General features: G+C 36.4%; 18 protein-coding genes. 4 read left to right on the top strand and 14 right to left on the bottom strand.

The genetic code is table 11. The annotated features are described in order from the left end of the window. Nucleotides 1–46 precede the first annotated feature (46 nt). The 6 genes from R2S57_RS19465 to R2S57_RS19440 all read right to left on the bottom strand — a co-directional run bounded on the left by R2S57_RS19465 (nt 47) and on the right by R2S57_RS19440 (nt 5224). A complete protein-coding gene (locus tag R2S57_RS19465) occupies nt 47–1159 on the bottom strand; it encodes a glycosyltransferase family 4 protein (RefSeq protein ID WP_316846609.1) in 1113 nt (370 codons plus the stop codon). 200 nt (nt 1160–1359) lie between these two features. Further along, nucleotides 1360–2130, bottom strand: a complete 771-nt coding sequence (locus tag R2S57_RS19460; protein WP_316846608.1) for a glycosyltransferase family 2 protein — start codon at nt 2128–2130, stop codon at nt 1360–1362. Nucleotides 2131–2166: 36 nt separating this feature from the next. Further along, nucleotides 2167–2934, bottom strand: coding sequence for a hypothetical protein (locus R2S57_RS19455; protein WP_316846607.1), 768 nt, complete (start codon nt 2932–2934; stop codon nt 2167–2169). A gap of 214 nt (nt 2935–3148) precedes the next feature. Then, on the bottom strand, nt 3149–4222 hold the full coding sequence (locus R2S57_RS19450) for an acyltransferase (protein WP_316846606.1): 1074 nt from the start codon (nt 4220–4222) through the stop codon (nt 3149–3151). Between the two features lie 124 nt (nt 4223–4346). Further along, nucleotides 4347–4754, bottom strand: coding sequence for a hypothetical protein (locus R2S57_RS19445; protein WP_316846605.1), 408 nt, complete (start codon nt 4752–4754; stop codon nt 4347–4349). Beyond that, a complete protein-coding gene (locus R2S57_RS19440; protein ID WP_316846604.1) occupies nt 4721–5224 on the bottom strand; it encodes a hypothetical protein in 504 nt (167 codons plus the stop codon). Before R2S57_RS19440 ends, R2S57_RS19445 begins: the two co-directional genes overlap by 34 nt. A 189-nt stretch (nt 5225–5413) precedes the next feature. Here R2S57_RS19440 and R2S57_RS19435 point away from each other — a divergent pair, with 189 nt between their 5' ends. Beyond that, on the top strand, nt 5414–5668 hold the full coding sequence (locus R2S57_RS19435; protein WP_316846603.1) for a helix-turn-helix transcriptional regulator: 255 nt from the start codon (nt 5414–5416) through the stop codon (nt 5666–5668). 166 nt (nt 5669–5834) lie between these two features. Here R2S57_RS19435 and infB read toward each other — a convergent pair whose 3' ends face one another. From infB to R2S57_RS19415, 4 genes are all read right to left on the bottom strand, one after another. Continuing rightward, the gene (gene infB, locus R2S57_RS19430) at nt 5835–8936 is read right to left on the bottom strand and encodes a translation initiation factor IF-2 (protein WP_316846602.1); all 3102 of its coding nucleotides are present in this window, start codon (nt 8934–8936) and stop codon (nt 5835–5837) included. 62 nt (nt 8937–8998) lie between these two features. Continuing rightward, on the bottom strand, nt 8999–10243 hold the full coding sequence (gene nusA, locus R2S57_RS19425) for a transcription termination factor NusA (RefSeq protein WP_316846601.1): 1245 nt from the start codon (nt 10241–10243) through the stop codon (nt 8999–9001). Nucleotides 10244–10245: 2 nt separating this feature from the next. Continuing rightward, nucleotides 10246–10710: a ribosome assembly cofactor RimP gene (gene rimP, locus R2S57_RS19420; RefSeq protein ID WP_316846600.1), complete on the bottom strand. Its 465-nt coding sequence runs from the start codon at nt 10708–10710 to the stop codon at nt 10246–10248. A 121-nt stretch (nt 10711–10831) separates the two neighbouring features. Further along, a complete protein-coding gene (locus R2S57_RS19415; protein WP_316846599.1) occupies nt 10832–11263 on the bottom strand; it encodes a hypothetical protein in 432 nt (143 codons plus the stop codon). 18 nt (nt 11264–11281) lie between these two features. Between R2S57_RS19415 and R2S57_RS19410 the strand changes: the two genes are divergently transcribed. Then, nucleotides 11282–11626: a phage holin family protein gene (locus tag R2S57_RS19410; protein WP_316846598.1), complete on the top strand. Its 345-nt coding sequence runs from the start codon at nt 11282–11284 to the stop codon at nt 11624–11626. Between the two features lie 111 nt (nt 11627–11737). Here R2S57_RS19410 and R2S57_RS19405 read toward each other — a convergent pair whose 3' ends face one another. Beyond that, on the bottom strand, nt 11738–12877 hold the full coding sequence (locus R2S57_RS19405; protein ID WP_316846597.1) for an acyl-CoA dehydrogenase: 1140 nt from the start codon (nt 12875–12877) through the stop codon (nt 11738–11740). 201 nt (nt 12878–13078) lie between these two features. On the opposite strand from R2S57_RS19405, the gene R2S57_RS19400 reads away from it, so the two are divergent. Next, entirely contained in the window at nt 13079–14155 is a 1077-nt protein-coding gene (locus R2S57_RS19400) for a helix-turn-helix domain-containing protein (protein ID WP_316846596.1), read from the top strand. Between the two features lie 108 nt (nt 14156–14263). Beyond that, on the top strand, nt 14264–16642 hold the full coding sequence (locus tag R2S57_RS19395) for a TonB-dependent receptor domain-containing protein (RefSeq protein ID WP_316846595.1): 2379 nt from the start codon (nt 14264–14266) through the stop codon (nt 16640–16642). A gap of 302 nt (nt 16643–16944) precedes the next feature. Here the strand turns inward: R2S57_RS19395 and R2S57_RS19390 are convergent, their stop codons facing one another. From R2S57_RS19390 to panC, 3 genes are all read right to left on the bottom strand, one after another. Next, entirely contained in the window at nt 16945–17922 is a 978-nt protein-coding gene (locus R2S57_RS19390) for a lysylphosphatidylglycerol synthase transmembrane domain-containing protein (protein ID WP_316846594.1), read from the bottom strand. Nucleotides 17923–17926: 4 nt separating this feature from the next. Then, nucleotides 17927–18277 carry an aspartate 1-decarboxylase gene (gene panD / locus R2S57_RS19385; protein WP_316846593.1) on the bottom strand — a complete coding sequence of 117 codons (351 nt, stop codon included), beginning with the start codon at nt 18275–18277 and terminating at the stop codon, nt 17927–17929. A 108-nt stretch (nt 18278–18385) separates the two neighbouring features. Next, nucleotides 18386–19231: a pantoate--beta-alanine ligase gene (panC, locus tag R2S57_RS19380; RefSeq protein ID WP_316846592.1), complete on the bottom strand. Its 846-nt coding sequence runs from the start codon at nt 19229–19231 to the stop codon at nt 18386–18388. Nucleotides 19232–19284: the final 53 nt, after the last annotated feature.

The following is a 19284-nucleotide window of genomic DNA, read 5'->3' as shown; positions in this document are numbered from 1 at the left end:
TGATTGTACAGAGAGTGAATATGATAGCAATTCAGGAGACTTGAAATTAAATGATCCTTTCCAAAAGTTGTTCGAATTTTGGCAACTGTTCATTTTTACTAAATCTCATAGCCTCATCTCTTAACTTTTCTTTATTAATAGAGCTATGCTCATGAATTCTAACCATCCCATCTACCATCTCCTCCAGCGTATTATTATATGCTACAAAACCCATTTCATTTTTTACAAAGTTGGCAGCAATACCTACATTAAAAGCTACAATTGGGATTTGAAGATAGGCAGCCTCTAACATTACTAACGAAAATGTTTCTTCTCTTGACAACAATAGAAAACCATTAGCTATAGCCATATAGTTATAATAATTTGCGGCTTCGGCACCAATACATATTAGTCTACCTGGATACTTTTCATCTGCAATATGTTTTACGTAATAAGTCAGTCCATTTTTAACCTCGCTACCAAGCCATAATATCTTAATATTTTGATTGCTGAACCTATCTAAGATAGGTAATACCAAATCGAATCCTTTCATATATTTTGTTCCCCCAGAAACAACCCAAACAAAATCCGTTGGCAAAATATCGTGCAGTTCTTTTAGCTTATCTACTACTTTTGTATCAATTTTTATCGTATCTGTATCTATAAAGCTATATTGCTTTTCCACAAATTGATGTATTGGAAATAATGCATTACAAACAACATCAGAACAGCCAATGCAAACATCAGAATAAGCTATGGCTTTTTCGAGCGTAGTGCGTTTAATCTCGCTAAAAGCATATAATAGTTCGTGAACATAAGTAAAGAATTTTACATTCTTTGGCTTATCAATTTCAAATATTTCAGGGAAAGCAACTGTATTTACAAACCATACATCTGCTTTACTTCTTTGTTGAATAACATTTAATTGATGTTGGATTGGATTTACGCCAAAGAATTTAATAAGCTTTCTGTAAAATCGCAACCACTTTTTAGGGCTGTATTTATACATAATATGCTTTTCGATATGAGAAGGTAAAGAGTCAAACATCTCACCTTGACTTTTACAAAAAAGTGTAATTGAATATTTATTAGGATCTAAATCCTTTAACAAATACCAAAGTACCATTTCTGATCCAGTTCTGCCTAAATGCTGGGTGATAAATAATATACTTTTTTTCATTAAAAATAGAATGGCTAAAACATCTTACTGATTACAGAAATCAAAGAATAATTAATCTTCAAATATTACTAGGCAATTTGAAGATTATGTTGCAATATTTGTAAAAGAAGAACACTAAATAATGCATGAATTGCTACTTCATTCAAATTAAGCCTTTTACATTAAATTGTTTACTATTAATTGTGAAAAGTACAACAGAACTATTTATTAAATAGTGATTTGAAAAACTTTCTGATTTTTAGAAAGTTTTTTATCTTTTTCATTTCTGAAGAAAGCTTTTCAAGCTCTAAATAATCATCTAACATAAAATTGAACTCCCTTCTTAATACCTCATACCTTTCTGCGTCAATTTTCCTAAAGTTTTCTTCTCGAGAGCTTATTCCATCATAGCTATATTTAGTAATTATTTTATTTATGTGCACATAGCTTGCACTATACTTAGTTAATGCTAAGAGAAAAAATTTCCAATCTGATACAATTTTTAATGTTTCATCATATAAACCAACTTTATTAAATAGTTCGCGTTTAATGAAGGTGCCAGGATGCGGAATTGTAGAATTATAAAAGTCTCTAAACGTTAATTTATCAGGTAAGTTCCAAGTCCATTGTTTTTCTGCATCAAAAAGAAGTAGGTTTCCATAAATTAGATCTTCTACTCTATTTTCACTCATTATTTCAGTCAAGATATTTGAATCAATAAGACTGTCCCCGCTATTAATAAAAAGAAAGTAATCGCCAGTTGCTTTATTTATCCCTTTATTCATTGCATTATAAATACCACCATCTTTCTCACTTACATAATAATTTATCTTTTCAGCATATTGTTTAATGATCTCAACGCTTCCATCATTAGATCCACCATCAATAATTAAGTATTCAATATCATTATGGGTTTGGTTGATAACAGATTCAATAGTTTTTTCTAAACCATTTATATTGTTATAATTAATTGTTATAATAGAGACCTTCAATTTTTAAAAGAATAAATGGAATAAGTTATAATTTTATCAATTAGAGAATTTAATTTCCAATTTCCTCGAAAATACTTTAAACCGAATAATTTGTTTAATATTAAGGGGAAACCAGTAAGAAAAAGAATAATCATAATTTAGGTTATCTGTACCTGACTGGCCTTTTAATCTAGGTTTATATTTAAAGGGTAAATATGAATATTTCCCTTCCATTATAGAGAATAATACAGCTCTATTTAGTGCATGCTCTAAATAGTAGCCTTCGCTATCATTAATCAAGTCTATAGTTGAAAATAAGAAATCAGTAAAAAAAGTATTATCAGCGATAAATATCCTAGAATCGGAATATTTTAATTGACAAAGTAAGTCTACCATAACATTACACTTATATTTTTCATAAGTCTTTAATATTGACTTAATGTTTAAAGCTTTGTATCGGCCTGTTATCTTACAAATACTATTATTTGTTCCTATAAACCTTGAATGTTGAAAAGCATGTTTTAGAATTATCATTTCTCCATAACCTTTCCCTAAACGTTTATCAAAGCTATTTCCAAAAAAAGTAATAACTTCTAATCTTTCTCTATGAGCTGAGTTTTGAAATATTTCAGATATATCAATCCCTGAGTTTTCAACAAAAACAATAAGGTTATTCGTATTGTCCAGATAAAAGTTAATAGTTTCAATGTATTGGAGTCTTCTCGTTTCGGGATTTTGCAACTTTGTAAAAGTCATTCCCTCAGGGTTTATGCATCCTGTAAGTAGAATCACTGGTTGTGTGGCTCCCACGCTAATTTCCTCCATCGTAAATAGTAACTATTTATTTAAATTTTGTGCTAATTTATAATAGCTTTTATAAAATAAAATTTTATATCTGCCAATTTAATGCAAATGTATCAACTTATGTCAAAATATTTACCTTACATTTCTATTCAAATCAGTACAATTTCCTTCCAGATTAAGAAAAAACTAGATAAGCACTAAACTACAAATGAATGGAAAGAATTTCATTATCAGATTATTGCCCAACGGCCCATCTTAATCTCGTTTTTAAAATTAAAGAAGTTATGATAAAACTCAACGAATAAGTAATTAAAAATCTAATTAAAAGGATTGCAGTATTTGTCCAAATTGATAAATGTTCGTAATCCAATTTCAGTGGTTGAAATATTAATGGTAAAAACCTACTGATTAATAAATAATGGATTAAATAAATGCCAAATGTTGTTTTTCTTGGTTGAAGTTTCTCTTGTAGAGTTGGTATATTTCCAATTTTGAGAAGAATTGAAAAAATAACGAAAGAATATAAAATATTCGAAATACGTAGTGTATTATAAGCATCTTTTGAGCCAAGATCTAATAATTTAAATGATTCAGCAATAGCAAACCCGAATGACATCATTCCTAATAATATCAATAGGTACCATGGAGTTTTATTTAAAAAGACGATAATCTTATCGTAATACTTATTTAAATAAACGCCTAGCCATAGGTAAAAAATAAATCCAAATAAGGCAGCTGAGTGTAACGTAATAAACCAGCCATGATATAAATTAATACTATATACAATTGAAATACATCCTAAAATAACACCAAACCAAATCCTATATAAATACTTCTTAAATATTAGTAAAATAGTAATGCAAATTAGAAAATTTAATATAAACCAATAAGTTGTATAAAATAGTGCGTGATTTAATAACCCTAAAAAATACTGGAAAAAATGAGTGACCAACAGCCCATCCCCACCTTTGCGGTAAGCGACATATCGATCTATAATTGTAAGCACCATAAATACAGAAACCCAAAACAACCAGGGCCTTATTGTATTCTTAAACCTATTTTTTAAATACTGTAGGGAATTATATTCCTGGAACTTATAGTTTATTAAAAAGCCACCAATTAAGAAGAAAGCAATTGTACTAAATTTGAAAAGCTGAATAAATGATGCACCGATAAATGTGTCGAAGGTATTCGAATAGATATCATTTCCAACGGCAGGATTATGTTCAAGAACTATTCCTATCATGGAGATGCACCTAATAGTATCAACAAAATCAAAATTCTTTTTTTCAGGGACTGTTTCTTTCACTAGTTTATATTGATTAAATGGCTATAGTAGTTGAGCTGACAAATGTCTATAAAAAAAAAGCCTCAACAATAAGTTAAGGCTCTTTTAACATTTATGTACGTAAAATATTACAGACTAACATTTTCTAATCAGTATTCCGAAATGCATAAAACTTCACTGTGTTTTCAATCCAGCCATTTCCGGTGGGATTATGCGTAAAATCGTAAAAGTATCCATCGCCGAGTTTATTTGGGTGATAGTATTGATATACAGGTGCAGTTCCTTCTGCTTGGTTTTCGTACGCATAAACGATAGGATAATTAGTAGGAGCCCATATATCAAGATCAATAGTATTATCTCTTGTTAAACAATATACCGAGCTAGTTCTATGTTGCACGATATATAAAGGTACGGATCCAGCAACCTGACTTTCATAAACATAAATTGGATCATTTATAATGCGACGCCAAACTCCAGGATTCTTTGCAGGAAAATTAGCATCAACAGTAAAAATATGGCCTAATTGAGGTGAATAAAAATCATAAAGCTGCAATTTAGGAGAGCTTTAGTACTTTTAGCCAATACAGCTTCACCATCGGCTATACCAGCATGGATACCTCCGCTTGTTCTACCTAACTGCAGATAAGAATATTTTGGTGTGTTATTATAGTATGGCATTTCAAATGGCTTGCCAGTTGCATGATTTAGTTTAATTTGAGAAATATCAAAAAGCTCGTTTTTAAAAGCACTAAATCCGGGTTCAACAGTGCCATATTTTGCTCTGGGCGCAAAACCGCTATAATCAGGCAAAGCATCATTCCATAAATAAATCTGTTTTGCATAGAGAAAAATAGAATCAAGTGTAAATTCAGTTCTTGTTCCGGTAGTTGGTGAAACAATTTCTTCATTTAGATCGGCATGCTTATCCTTTTTACAGCCTATGTAAGTTACTGCGATAAATAAAATAATAATAACCTTTATCCTTTTAGGATATAGCGCATCTGTTATGTTGTAAATTTTCAATTTTTAAAAGTTAAAGTTTAAATAAAATGCAATGATTTATCTAATATGATTAATTTTTTATAAAAAATTTTAATACTACAAAAATTACTTATTTTATTTACTAAATTTGACAATCCCAAAACATTATTTGTATTTATTAAATATACAGAAATATACAATAAAAAATACATTAAATTAAGGCTTCTCAAAATGTTAGATATAGGGACCAGCTTAAAAAGGTATAGAGACAAGTACAATTATACACAGCAATACGTTGCTGATGTAATCGGAATCAGCAGGGTTGCCTACAGAAAGTGGGAAAACAATGAAGTAGATTTTTCATTATCGCAACTAAACAAAATCGCCGAATTATATGATATCCCAATCCACGAGATCATCATCCAGTCTGATTTTAGAAAGAACAAAATAATTTCTATCCAATTAAAAGAGCTCCAATATTATTGATGCTGTATGCTAATTTACTTGTTCGTCAATCGAATACATCATGCAAACGGCCTTCGATAATGATAAATATCATATACAAATACCGATATTTTTAAGATTAAAATATTGTGAACATAAAAAAAGTGGCCTTTTTGAGGCCACTTTAAATTCTATATCTTAAAAACCATTACAGTTTTCTAGCTACTTCTACTTGCTCGTAAGCTTCTACGATATCGCCAACTTCGATGTTGTTAAAGTTCTGAATGTTTAAACCACATTCATAACCTTTATTAACCTCTTTCACATCATCTTTAAAGCGTTTTAAGGATGCCAATTCACCTGTGTATACTACAACACCATCTCTTACGATACGGATCTTGCTGTTACGGGTTATCTTACCATCTAGTACCATACAACCTGCAATGGTACCCACTTTAGTAATTTTGAAAGTCTCACGAATCTCAACGTTAGCAACAATTTTCTCTTCAAATTCTGGATCCAACATACCTTCCATTGCCGATTTAATCTCATTGATTGCATCGTAAATGATGGAATATAAACGGATATCGATCTGCTCTGCTTCAGCAAGTTTACGTGCACCTGTTGATGGACGAACCTGGAAACCGATAATAATCGCATCTGAAGCCGAAGCCAACAATACATCGGATTCTGAAATCTGACCAACACCTTTACTGATGATATTGATCTGGATCTGCTCAGTAGACAGTTTCAATAATGAATCGGCTAATGCCTCGATCGAACCATCCACATCACCTTTAACAATGATGTTAAGCTCTTTAAAGTTACCGATAGCCAAACGACGACCGATCTCATCCAAAGTAATGTGTTTCTGTGTACGTAATCCCTGCTCACGTTGTAACTGCATACGTTTGTTTGCAATATCACGTGCTTCAGTTTCACTTTCTAAAGCATTAAATCGATCGCCTGCTGTAGGTGCACCTTGCATACCCAAAACCTGTACGGGTTGTGATGGTCCTGCTGATTCAACTTTAGCACCACGTTCGTTGGTTAACGCTTTTACACGTCCGCTGTAACTACCTGCCAGGATTGGATCTCCAACTCTTAACGTACCGGCCTGAACTAATACCGTTGTTACAATACCACGTCCTTTATCTAATGCCGACTCAATTACAGTACCTGTAGCTCTCTTATTCGGATTTGCTTTCAGTTCTAATAATTCAGCCTCTAATAATACTTTATCTAAAAGTAAATCAACATTTAAACCGCTTTTGCTTGAAATTTCCTGCGACTGATATTTACCACCCCAATCTTCAACCAAAATGTTCATTACCGATAGTTGCTCACGCACTTTATCTGAGTTGGCACCTGGTTTATCAATTTTAGTGAAAGCAAATACCAATGGTACACCTGCTGCCTGTGCGTGATTAATTGCCTCTTTTGTTTGAGGCATCACTGCATCATCCGCAGCAATAACGATAATGGCAATATCGGCAGCCTTAGCACCACGTGCACGCATCGCTGTAAAGGCCTCGTGACCTGGCGTATCTAAGAAAGTTACTTTTTTACCTGTTGGCGTAGTTACCATGTAAGCACCAATGTGCTGGGTTATACCACCCGCCTCACCAGCAACCACATTTGCTTTACGGATATAATCCAGCAATGAAGTTTTACCGTGATCGACGTGACCCATAATCGTAACAACCGGAGCTCTTTCGATTAAATCTTCTACTGCATCTTCCTCTTCTATTACGTTTTCTTCATCCTCATCTGGTTTCACGAATTGAATTTCGTAACCAAATTCGTCAGCAACGATAGTTAAGGTTTCAGCATCTAAACGCTGGTTAATGGAAACGAACATTCCAAGGCTCATACAAGTACCAATAATTTTGGTAACCGGCACATCCATCATGCTCGCTAACTCATTAGCCGTAACAAATTCTGTTACTTTTAATATTTTCGATTGCGATTCAAGCTCATTTGCTGCCTCCTCTGCATTATAAGCTACATCATCACGTTTCTGACGACGTAATTTAGCACGCTGTGCAAATTTACCAGATTTACCTGCCCCACTTAAACGGGCAAGTGTTGCTTTAATCTGATCTTGAATTTCTTTCTCAGTAGGTTCTTCTTTAGGTCCGCTTGGTGTAGCATTTCTATTTTGGAAACCTGGTCTGTTATTATTGTTGTTTCTATTTCCCTGATAAGGAGTTCCACCCTGTCCGGCTGGCCGGTTACCCTGGTATGGCGTACCGCCACCTGGCCGGTTGCCTTGATAAGGTGTACGCGGTTGCCCTGGCGTACCAGTTTGACCTTGTCCCTGGCCTTGACCTGCAGGATTATTCTGTCCTTGCTGGCCTTGACCACCGTGTTGACCTGGCTGGCCTGGTGCTCCTGGAGTTTTTTTGCGTTTACGTTTACGTTTAGCTGCTTCACTATCGCTAGATGACGCTACCGGACCGTTTCTTCTATCCGGAACTGTTGGTAAAACAATTTTACCAATAATATTCGGACCAGTTAATTTAACGGTACGTGCTTTAATTACCTCTGGCTCATTGCTAACCGGTTTTACTTCAGCTGGTTTTTCTTCCACTTTCGGTTGTTCAACTGCTTTCACAGGCTCTGGTGCCTTAACCACTGGAGGTTCTACAACAGGTGCTGGTGTAGCAGGTGTTTCTTCTTTTTTAACCTCAACCGGTTTTTCCTCAACTTTAGGTTGTTCAACTGGTTTTACTGGCTCAGGTGCTTTAGCAACCGGTGCTGGTGCAGCAGGCGATTCTTCTTTCTTAACCGGACGTGTTTTTGAGTTCAGATCATTTAAATCGATCTTTCCTACAATTTTAACACCTGGCAATCCAGTTTCTTCAACCTTATCTTCTGCCTTAGTTTCTTTTACTGGCTCTACTGCTGCCGCAGGTGGTGCTGGTGTTGGCGCTGGCGTTTCTACCTTAGGTGTTTCAACCACCTTTGGTTTCTCTACCGCCGGAGGTGTAAATGATTGAGCATTTTTTATTAAAATCTCTTCATTTTTCTCAAAATCGGTATTCTTCTTCGGCGCTTCTACTGGCTTTTCAGTCTCAGGCTCATCACGACGTATTTTACCAATCACTATTTGTTTGGCTTCTTCTCTTACGATCTTATCTCCCTGATACTCTTTCAACAAGGCATTATACATGTCTCCCGTAAGTTTAAACATAGGGCTTTTCTCGGCAGAGAACCCCTTTTTGTTTAAAAACTCAACGGCCGTACCCATGCCTATATTAAGTTCTTTAATAGCTTTAATTAAAATGATTGGTTTGTCGTCTGACATTTAGCTCCTGTTATTGTTTTTTATTTAATACAAAAGTAGTGTTTATTTGGCAATTACACCACTTATTCAAATTCTGACTTCAAAATTTGAACCACTTCTTTAATGGTTTCCTCTTCAAGGTCGGTGCGTTTCACTAAATCTTCCACTGTAAGTGCTAATACACTCTTTGCAGTATCGCATCCGATAGCCTTTAATTCATCAATGATCCAGCTATCAATCTCATCTGAGAATTCTTCTAAATCTACATCCTCATCACTCTCTTCTCCGGCTTCACGGTACACATCAATTTCAAAACCGGTTAATTTACCTGCCAATTTAATGTTGTGTCCGCCACGTCCGATGGCCAATGAAACCTGATCTGGTTTTAAGTAAACCGATGCATGTTTGGTTTCATCATCCAATTTAATAGAAGTGATTTTTGCCGGGCTTAAAGCACGGGTAATGTATAATGAAACATTATTAGTGAAGTTAATCACGTCAATGTTTTCGTTTTTCAATTCGCGAACGATACCATGGATACGGGATCCTTTCATCCCCACACATGCGCCAACCGGATCAATACGGTCATCGTACGATTCAACCGCAACTTTTGCCCGTTCTCCTGGTTCACGTACAATTTTTTTGATGGTGATTAAACCATCGAAAATTTCGGGAACTTCCTGTTCGAACAGGCGTTGTAAAAATTCTGGTGCTGTTCTTGAAATGATAATTTTCGGATTCGCGTTGATCATTTCTACTTTAGAGATTACTGCTCTTACAGAATCGCCTTTTTTGAAATAATCTGCAGGAATCTGCTCTGTTTTAGGCATTAAAAGTTCGTTACCTTCATCATCTAAAACCAAAGTTTCTTTTTTCCACACCTGGTAAACTTCACCGGTTACGATTTCGCCTACTCTATCTTTATATTTTTTGAAAATCTCGTCTTTCTCTAATTCCAATACTTTAGAAACCAAAGTCTGGCGTGCAGCTAAAATTGCTCTACGGCCAAAACTTTCCAAGGTAATCTGTTCGATATAATCATCGCCAACTTCTAAAGTGCTGTCTAATTTAGAAACTTCAGCAAGCTCGATCTCTAAATCATCATCCTCAGAAAAGCCATCTTCCATTACTTTTCTCGTTCTCCAGATCTCCAAATCTCCGTTATCTGGATTCACGATAACATCACAGTTCTCGTCTGTTCCGTATTTTTTACGCAACATGCTACGGAAAACTTCTTCCAGCACACTGATCACCGTTGGGCGATCTATATTTTTGAAATCTTTAAACTCTTGGAAAGAGTCGATCAAATTAATTGTTGTAGTACTCATTTTTACTTAAATGAAATTAACACACTTGTTTCTAATATATCATTAAACGGTACAACTGTTTGAATTGTTACCGCCTTTTTCCCTTTTTCTTTAACCGATTCTTCAATCAGCAGTTTATCTTCTGTTACTTCCAGAAGTTTTCCTTCTTTTTTTAATCCTTCTTTCAGTTTAATACTCACTGTACGGCCAATATTTTTATTGTATTGACGGATTAATTTTAACGGTTCACCAACACCAGGTGAAGAAACTTCTAAATTATAAGCCTGTTCTATTGCATTTTCTTCTTCAAGATGAAAACCAACATGCCTGCTTATGGCCACACAATCCTGGATGCTAATGCCTTCGTCGCCATCAACATGAATAATTAATTTATTGTTTGGCAACATTCTTACTTCAACCAAAAACAGTTCTGGCCGATCTGCTATTTTTTCCTCAACGAGGGCTGCAACTCTCTTTTCTACCTGCATATTTTAACCTGATTTCATAGAAAAAGGGGACACTGTCCCCTTCTCTTTTCTTCGATTACGATGCAAATGTAGTAAATTTTTAGGAAAAATCAAACAGTTACTGTAATTATTATGCTGATTATTACCGCTTAAGTGTTTGTCTTTGTGCCTGTAAGTTATGCTTGGCATTACCCGAAATAAGGTTTCCCACCGTTGCAAACTTTACACCTATATAACTTTCCACTACATAATCTTTCCCTTTTACAAAGGGCTGATCAGGACTAAAGATTACTGAATCGCCACTAACTTTAATCTTTCCGGGCATTTCCAGCTCATCCTGTATACTGTCCAGATCGCCAGGTTTTATTAAAACTGAAATCAGATTAAGTGTATCTGCATTAGCCTGATAAGCATTTTTAACTTGTAAGAGGCTTGCCTCATCAATATTTTTAATTATTATTGATAAACTATCTCTAGAAAACTTAATGATTGGTTTGTTGTTTGTATTCGAACATGAAAGGGCGAATAGGACAACAGCAATTACAGCCAGGTATTTAAAAAAACATTTAAACATTTACAAAAATAAACAATTATGAGATTTATTATCGAAATCCTTTTGATGGGATTAGCCTTTTTTATTGGCGCACGAATAGTACCGGGTGTACATGTTGATAGTTATACTACAGCCATTATTGCTGCAGTATTGGTTGCACTGGCAAACTCAACAATCGGGTTCATTTTAAGACTATTAACATTTCCCGTTAATTTCTTAACGCTTGGATTGGTATCGTTTATCATTACCGTTTTAATGATTTTATTGGTAGACAACATGATGACCTCTTTTAATACTTCAGGATTTATCGCCGCGGCTTTCTTAGCTATCGTTGTAGCCTTGATTAAAGCAGTGTTCAGTGCTGTGGTAGGAGAGAAGGATTAAGTCGGGAGTCTTGAGTTTGGCGTTTGGAGTGCATTGCGCTTAAACTTAAAGCGGAGTTTTGAGTTGGGAGCTTGGATTAACAACTCCAAGCTCCCAACTCCAGGCTCACAACTAACGGATCACTTCCCTCGAAATCACCATTTTCTGAATTTCAGAAGTACCCTCGTAAATCTGGGTAATTTTAGCATCGCGCATCAAACGCTCTACGTGGTATTCTTTTACAAAACCATAACCACCATGCACCTGTACGGCTTCAATGGTTACATCCATCGCCACCTTAGAGGCAAATAACTTCGCCATAGAACCTGCCTGGGTATAGGGCTGCCCCTGATCTTTTAACCATGCGGCTTTATACACCAATAACCTGGCCGCTTCAATTTGGGTAGCCATATCGGCCAGTTTAAAAGCGATGGCCTGATGCTCTGCAATTGGTTTCCCGAAAGATTTACGTTCTTTGGCATATTGCGTGGCCAACTCGAAGGCTCCCTGTGCTATACCCAAAGCCTGAGCCGCAATACCGATCCTGCCTCCTTCCAGCGTTTTCATGGCAAACTTAAAGCCGAAACCATCTTCACCAATTCTATTTTCTTTAGGCACCTTAACGTCATTAAACATTAAAGAATGCGTATCAGATCCGCGTATGCCCAATTTATTTTCTTTTGGTCCGATGGTAAAACCTTCCGTTCCTTTCTCCACAATAAAAGCATTGATCCCTTTATGCCTTAATTCGGGATGTGTTTGCGCAATTACCAGATAAGTTGATGCGGTACTGCCGTTTGTAATCCAGTTTTTGGTGCCGTTTAACAAATAATAATCGCCTTTATCTTCCGCAGTAGTGCGTTGCGAGGTGGCATCAGATCCGGCCTCGGGCTCCGATAAACAGAAAGCGCCGATTTTTTCTCCAGCAGCCAATGGCTTTAAATATTTTTCTTTTTGGGCTTCGTTACCATACGCTTCCAATCCGTAGCAAACCAACGAATTGTTTACCGAAACCACTACAGAAGCAGAAGCATCAACTTTAGAAAGCTCTTCCATTACCAAAACGTAAGAAATGGCATCTAGTCCGCTACCGTTATATTTTTCGCTCACCATCATGCCCAAGAAACCAAGTTCTCCAAGTTTCTTCACTTGCTCGGCAGGAAATTTTTGATGTTCATCACGTTCGATTACTCCAGGCTTTAATTCTTGCTGCGCAAAATCGCGGGCAGCCTGCTGGATCATTAACTGTTCTTCACTTAATTCAAAATGCATAACATTTATGTATAAAAGGTTAGTAAATCAAATGTAGCATTTCTGATCGAAATTACTATGGCTGCATAGCAATTTATTTTGTCTCGAGTTACTTTTATGATTTATTAAATCAATTTTTAAAAAATGATCCCAGTTAAAATGAAAATGAAAGTATTAACAATAATAGGCTTTGTGTTAAGGTAAGATTATTATTTTTGTTAAATGAACCTAGGGCAGCAAATATTATTTTTCTTTAGTGCCCTGGGCGCATTTAATGGTTTTATCATTAGTGCTTATTTGTTATTCTTCAAAAAACCAAAATCTACAGCTTCTTTTTTTCTTGGGCTTTTGCTTTTTTCTCTTTGTTTAAAGATTAGCAAATCACTTCTCTTTTATTTCTATCCGGCTTTACCTGGCATCTATATCCAAATTGGTATTTTGGGAAGCTCATTGGTTGGTCCATCACTTTTTTATTTTATTCAATCAGCATTAGGACAAGACGCAAAGAATACAGCTTTACAAAAAGGAACTTATCTCTTTTGGGTCTTGGCAATTGTAATGGCCAGCATTATTGCACCTTACGGCAGCGAACCCGGGGTGTGGGAAAATTACATGGGTAGCGTAATCTCTATGCAATTTACAGTTTATATAATACTGTCGGCCTGGTTGCTTAGAAATGTTTTTGTTAAATTTTTCAGTAAAGGAGAAAAAATCTCTACAACTGAGCGGCTGTTGTTATCTGTATTAATCGGTAATATCATCGTTCCGGTAGCGTTTAAATTACCGATCTTCTCGTTTTTCAATGGCCACTGCATCAGCGGGGCTTTGTTTTTCTCGGCCGTTCTCTACCTAAATACATTCCTTTTTATTAGCAGGAGGAAAACCAGCAATCTTTTTTCCGACAATCAGGATTTGGTGCGTTATGCCAACAAGAAGATAACCGAAGAACAAGCCACGGCACTAACGGACAGACTGCAGAAAATTATTTTGGGAGAAGAACTTTATAAGAACCCCGATCTTAAATTAAATGATCTTGCCAAAAAAATTAACATTTCAGGTCACCAGCTTTCGCAATTGCTGAACGATAATTTAGGCAAAAGTTTTGCAGCCTATATTAACGGATTTAGGATAAACGAAGCTTGCGAACTGATTGTTAACGATAAGGGCATTAAGCTCGAAGCGATTGGGTATGAGGTTGGTTTTAACTCCAAATCTACTTTTTACACTGCTTTTAAAAAGTATAAACAAACCACCCCTATGCAGTACAAGGAACAGCTTTTAGTTGTTTCATCAAACTAAATCTGGTCTCGTTTTATAATTCCGAACTCCCAAATCTGAGATTCAAAACCTTTTCACTATCCTTCTATTCTAGTTTTGGTTTATTCGATAAAAACCAAACACACGAAGATGAAATCGACATTGTTATTATGCCTATTCTTATTTAACTCTCTATTTTTAAGCGCACAGGTTATTAGGGGAAAACTAATTGATCACAAAACCAGGCAAGCTATACCTCTTGCCAATTTGGTTTTGACAGATCAAGGTCAGCCCACGGTGATCAAATATGCCAATAGCGACACTACGGGTTTATTCGAATTTAAAGATCTGCCAAATGGGAATTACATTTTAGCCATTACCTTAACCGGCTATCAAAAAGTACAAAAAGAGTTATTGATAAACGAGAATAATACAACGACAATAGATCTGGGCGATGTTTTAATGGCCGAAGATGTTAACCTACTCCAGGAAGTAACCATAACAGGGGGAGTGCCAAATTTTAGCACACAAAATGGCCAGATTAAAATCGGTATTGCCAACAATGTATTTTTCAAATCGGCTTCTAATCTGTTGGATGTATTTAAGAAACTGCCCGGCCTTCAGGTTAACCAGGATGGCACCATGGTAATGGCCAGCAGAGCAACGCCAACATTATTTGTGGATGGTAAACCCGTAAACATGAACAATGATGAGATCTTGTCCTATCTAGGCAGTTTATCGTCTGACATGGTCGAATCGATTGAAATGATTAACCAGCCCTCTTCCAAATATGATGGCGAATACCAAGGAATTATTGATGTAAAATTGAAGAGGAGCCAGTCTTTAGGCTTAAAAGGCAGCTATAACGCTCGTTTTCAGCAGAACAATTACAGTTTATTAGATAATAATCTATCCTTATTGCTTAAAACAAGTCGATTTGTTTACGATTTAAGATTAGGCAATACCAGTGGGAGTACCTTTTATAAGTATTATTCTTTGCAGTATCTAGCCAATACCAACGCCATGACTACCGACACCAGAACCATTACTTCCAATCAGAATTATAACGCACAGGCAAGAATAACTTATGAGGTGAAAAAAGGGCAAAACCTGGAGGCTTTTATGCGCACTTACCAAATGGATAGAAATGCGGTATCTGGCAATCAGCTGCTTACTCAAACCAATAACTTAGATCAAACGGTTACACTTGTTAAAAGCGACAACAATGCCGTTCCCAAGCAATATAATTATTCAGGCGGAATCAATTACGATGCACAATTTAAGAACAGCGAACTCCATATCATGACCTCTTTGGCCCAAATTGATAACCGACAAACAGAAGACATTCAAAACCGCAATGTACTAAACGATCAGTTGATGAACTACTGGAAAACAGCTTCTAAAAATGAGATTATGATCCGTGTTGCGCAGGCAGATTACACACAAAAAATAGGTAGCGGGAAACTAGAATTTGGTGGAAAATTTGCCCATACCACCACTCAGAACGACCTCCGTTATGATACCTTAGCCAATGATGTTTTTAACCCCGATCCGAACCGGAGTAACCAGTTCCATTACCAGGAATACATTGGGGCGGGTTACCTTTCCTACAATGCGCAGTGGAACAAATTTAATTACAGCTTGAGCTTAAGAACGGAGTATACGCGCACCGTAGCCAATTCGATCACTACCGGCAACATTACAGAAAAAAAGTATACAAAATGGCTCCCAAGCCTTAATATTACTTATGCCATTAGCGAAAATTCACAGCTTAGCTTCAGTTACAGCAGGCGGCTAACCAGGCCAACTTTTGCCATGTTAAACCCATTTCGTTTTTATTATAGCCCCAGGCATTACTGGATAGGCAATCCTTACCTACAAGCTTCCACAACTGATCTTGTTGCTTTGTCTTATAGTAGAAAGAGCCTTAATATTTCGCTAAATGCAGGGAAAGAAACAGATCCAATGAGCCGTTATCCAGAATATAATCCAATAACCAATGAGCTTATTTTTTTAGGTAGAAACCTTCCCTACAGAAAATTTGCGAACTTACAAATCAGCGCCCCTATATCCATAAACAAATGGTGGCGGATGAACAACAACATTACTTTTTATTACAACAAGGAACTCACACCTTACTTTGGAAATACCTACGAAATACCGGTATATAGCTATACAATTAATGGTAGTCAGGTTTTTTCATTAAAAAACTGGCTACTGGATGTAAGTTATACCTACGAGTCGAAAAGCGGTAATGGCCTCTATATTTTTGCTCCGGTTTACGGAATTGATTTTGGTGTACAAAAAAGCTGGTTAAATAACAGGCTTAATACTAAACTTACGCTTTACGATGCATTCGACAATATCAAGAGAAGGCTTATTTTTAGAGAGAAAAGTATTATCAATAACGATTTCTACCACTATTTCGCTTCGCAAAGGTTGGTTTTTAGTTTAACCTTTAATTTTGGAAGTTCGACTTACAAGACTAAGGAAAACAAAAAAAGCGATGAGGAGAACAGGGCCGACTAAGAAAATCAGTTATCTATTTAACTTTTGAATAAAGCAAGGATAATGCTCAAGGCAACCTGTCGGATCATTAACGATTCTTTACTTCATTCAAAATTGTTATATCCGTATAACAAAGAGAAAAACTATAGACAACCTAAGGGCTGAGACGGATCCCCTTCGGAGCCGCTTCGGATCCCAGACGGAGCTGTGACATGCACCCGAACAAAGCCTGTTGTATATATCCGATGTAATTTTCTTTAATCGGTTAAGATCATACCTTTAAATAGGGGGGCTTATCAGAACAAAAACATGGCGGATAAACCTTATTGCGTTTTGTTGAATAAGATTTTGCATAAGCTCAAACTGCCCAAAACCAGAATGAGCAGTACTTGTGAAGAATGAATAATGGTTGAATAGGCTAAACCATCTTTAAAAGAAATGGCATAAAGCACTAACGATTGGGCAACCATCCAATGGAAAACACCAATTCCGCCCTGAACGGGTGCTGCCATGGCAAAACCAGAAAATACAATGGCGGTAAATGCAGCGTTAAAATGCAATCCGGAAGTAGCCTCTATAGAAGAAAAGGCAAAATACATAGAAAGTGAGTAGAAAATCCATATTCCTAATGTATAGGTCAAAAATAATCCCTTTTGTTTCAGCTTGCTGTAGGAGCCAAATCCCTGGCGCAGGCTTACAAACGTGCGCAAGAATTTTTTACTGAATTTCTTGCGAAGCAAGTAGACTGCTATAGCAATAAGTACTAGCATAAATATACCAATGCCAACCAACCATAAGTAATTAATGGCACTTAATTTTTTAGTGAGATTAATATAAATGGTTTCGTAAAGAAAATCGGCCACAATATCATGCTGAAAAATCAGCATCGCCAATGCAGTGAGAAAGAGTACAAGCACATCAAATAGCCGTTCGGTAATGACGGTGCCTATTGAAGCAAACATGGGTACCTTTTCTGCTTTGTGGATAACCGAACAACGGCCAATTTCTCCGAAGCGTGGCAAAGCCAGATTAGCCAGATAACCGATCATAACAGCATGGTAAGCATTCCAGAAACTCACTTTATAATGGATGGACTGGTATAACATTTGCCAACGCAAAGCACGTAACACATGGGCAATCCATACGGCAAATGCAGAAGTAATTACCCAAAAGTAGTTGGCGGTTTTGATTTCCTGCCAGATCTTTCCTAAATCCTGACCTCTAAAAGCTAAATATAGTACCCCTATCCCGATTAAAAACAGGATGATGTACTTTAGCGCTGTTTTGAGGTCGAATGTCACAAGGTTATTTTAGCAAGTGGTTGTTATCATCAGGGAACACCAATATAGGATTATATTTTTTAGCTTCGTCTATCGGTAATGCGCCGTACGACATAATGATCAGAATATCGCCAAGCTGCGCCAAACGAGCCGTTGCCCCATTTAAGCAGATGGTTCCGGTACCGCGTTCGCCTTTAATTACATAGGTTTCGAAACGCGCACCATTATTATTATTTACAATCTGCACCTTCTCATTAGCGATAATGTTTGCTGCATCCATCAAATCTTCATCTATCGTAATACTGCCTACATAATTTAATTCGGCTTGTGTTACCCTAACACGGTGTATTTTCGATTTTAATATAGTAATAACCATTTGGCAAAGTTAGTAATCAGTTTGGAGTTTCAATAACGGAAGATATAATATGGAAAACGGATGATGGTTGACAGCGTTTATCACCCATATTACATCTTCCATTTTACATCATTTAATGATCATATTATCGATCAACCTGGTAGAGCCTACTTTTGCGGCAACCAGGGCAACCAGATTGTTTTCTTCTTTCGATTTGGCAGGCTCAAGTGTATCGCCATTGGCAATGGTAAAATAGTCGAGCTCAACGCCATCAATATCATGGTAAAACGCTTTGGCCTTATCTTCCAATTCGGTTAATGCATATTCATTAAAATGATCGACGACGAATTGTAATGATTTACTCAGCACCAAAGAATGTAAACGGTCATCGGCCGATAAATGGATATTCCGGCTGCTCATGGCCAAACCATCGTCTTCTCTAATAATGGGGCAGGTGATGATCGAAATCGGCAGTTTAAAATAAGCCAACATGTTTTTAATCATCAAAACCTGCTGAAAATCTTTTTGACCGAACATGGCTACATCTGGTTCAACGGCATCAAACAGTTTTTTTACAATCTGCGTTACGCCTTGATAATGCCCTTTCCTAAATTCGCCTTCCAACAAAAATTCGGCATTGCCTAAATCAATATGCCAGGCTTCATCTGCTCCTTTGGGATACATTTCATCCACATTTGGCATAAACACAGCATTGCAGCCTGCAGCCTCCAGCATAGCGAGATCATGCTCAATCGGGCGGGGATATTTTTCTAAATCTTTGGGATCTGTAAACTGTGTAGGATTTACAAAAATGCTACAGATAATGATATCGGCATTTTGTTGAGCCAATTTTATCAATGATATATGGCCATTGTGCAGAGCACCCATGGTAGGTACCAATGCTATTTTTTTACCTGATGCTTTAAAAGGTTTTAAAAAAGCCTTAAGCGCTGCTTTGGTTTTAAATATTTCCAATTTGGACAATCTAAATTAAAGCCGTAAAGGTGTAAATTAATCTAAACGAAACC

The organism is Pedobacter psychrodurus, assembly GCF_032678585.1.
GTDB classification, from domain to species: Bacteria; Bacteroidota; Bacteroidia; order Sphingobacteriales; family Sphingobacteriaceae; genus Pedobacter; species Pedobacter psychrodurus_A.
This window is presented reverse-complemented; position numbering and strand designations above follow the sequence as displayed.

Coding starts and splice junctions, on each gene's coding strand:
- R2S57_RS19465 (WP_316846609.1), bottom strand. CDS start 1,159: ATGAAAAAAAGTATATTATTTATCACCCAGCATTTAGGCAGAACTGGA.
- R2S57_RS19455 (WP_316846607.1), bottom strand. CDS start 2,934: ATGGAGGAAATTAGCGTGGGAGCCACACAACCAGTGATTCTACTTACA.
- R2S57_RS19435 (WP_316846603.1), top strand. CDS start 5,414: ATGTTAGATATAGGGACCAGCTTAAAAAGGTATAGAGACAAGTACAAT.
- infB (WP_316846602.1), bottom strand. CDS start 8,936: ATGTCAGACGACAAACCAATCATTTTAATTAAAGCTATTAAAGAACTT.
- nusA (WP_316846601.1), bottom strand. CDS start 10,243: ATGAGTACTACAACAATTAATTTGATCGACTCTTTCCAAGAGTTTAAA.
- rimP (WP_316846600.1), bottom strand. CDS start 10,710: ATGCAGGTAGAAAAGAGAGTTGCAGCCCTCGTTGAGGAAAAAATAGCA.
- R2S57_RS19415 (WP_316846599.1), bottom strand. CDS start 11,263: ATGTTTAAATGTTTTTTTAAATACCTGGCTGTAATTGCTGTTGTCCTA.
- R2S57_RS19410 (WP_316846598.1), top strand. CDS start 11,282: ATGAGATTTATTATCGAAATCCTTTTGATGGGATTAGCCTTTTTTATT.
- R2S57_RS19405 (WP_316846597.1), bottom strand. CDS start 12,877: ATGCATTTTGAATTAAGTGAAGAACAGTTAATGATCCAGCAGGCTGCC.
- R2S57_RS19400 (WP_316846596.1), top strand. CDS start 13,079: ATGAACCTAGGGCAGCAAATATTATTTTTCTTTAGTGCCCTGGGCGCA.
- R2S57_RS19395 (WP_316846595.1), top strand. CDS start 14,264: ATGAAATCGACATTGTTATTATGCCTATTCTTATTTAACTCTCTATTT.
- panD (WP_316846593.1), bottom strand. CDS start 18,277: ATGGTTATTACTATATTAAAATCGAAAATACACCGTGTTAGGGTAACA.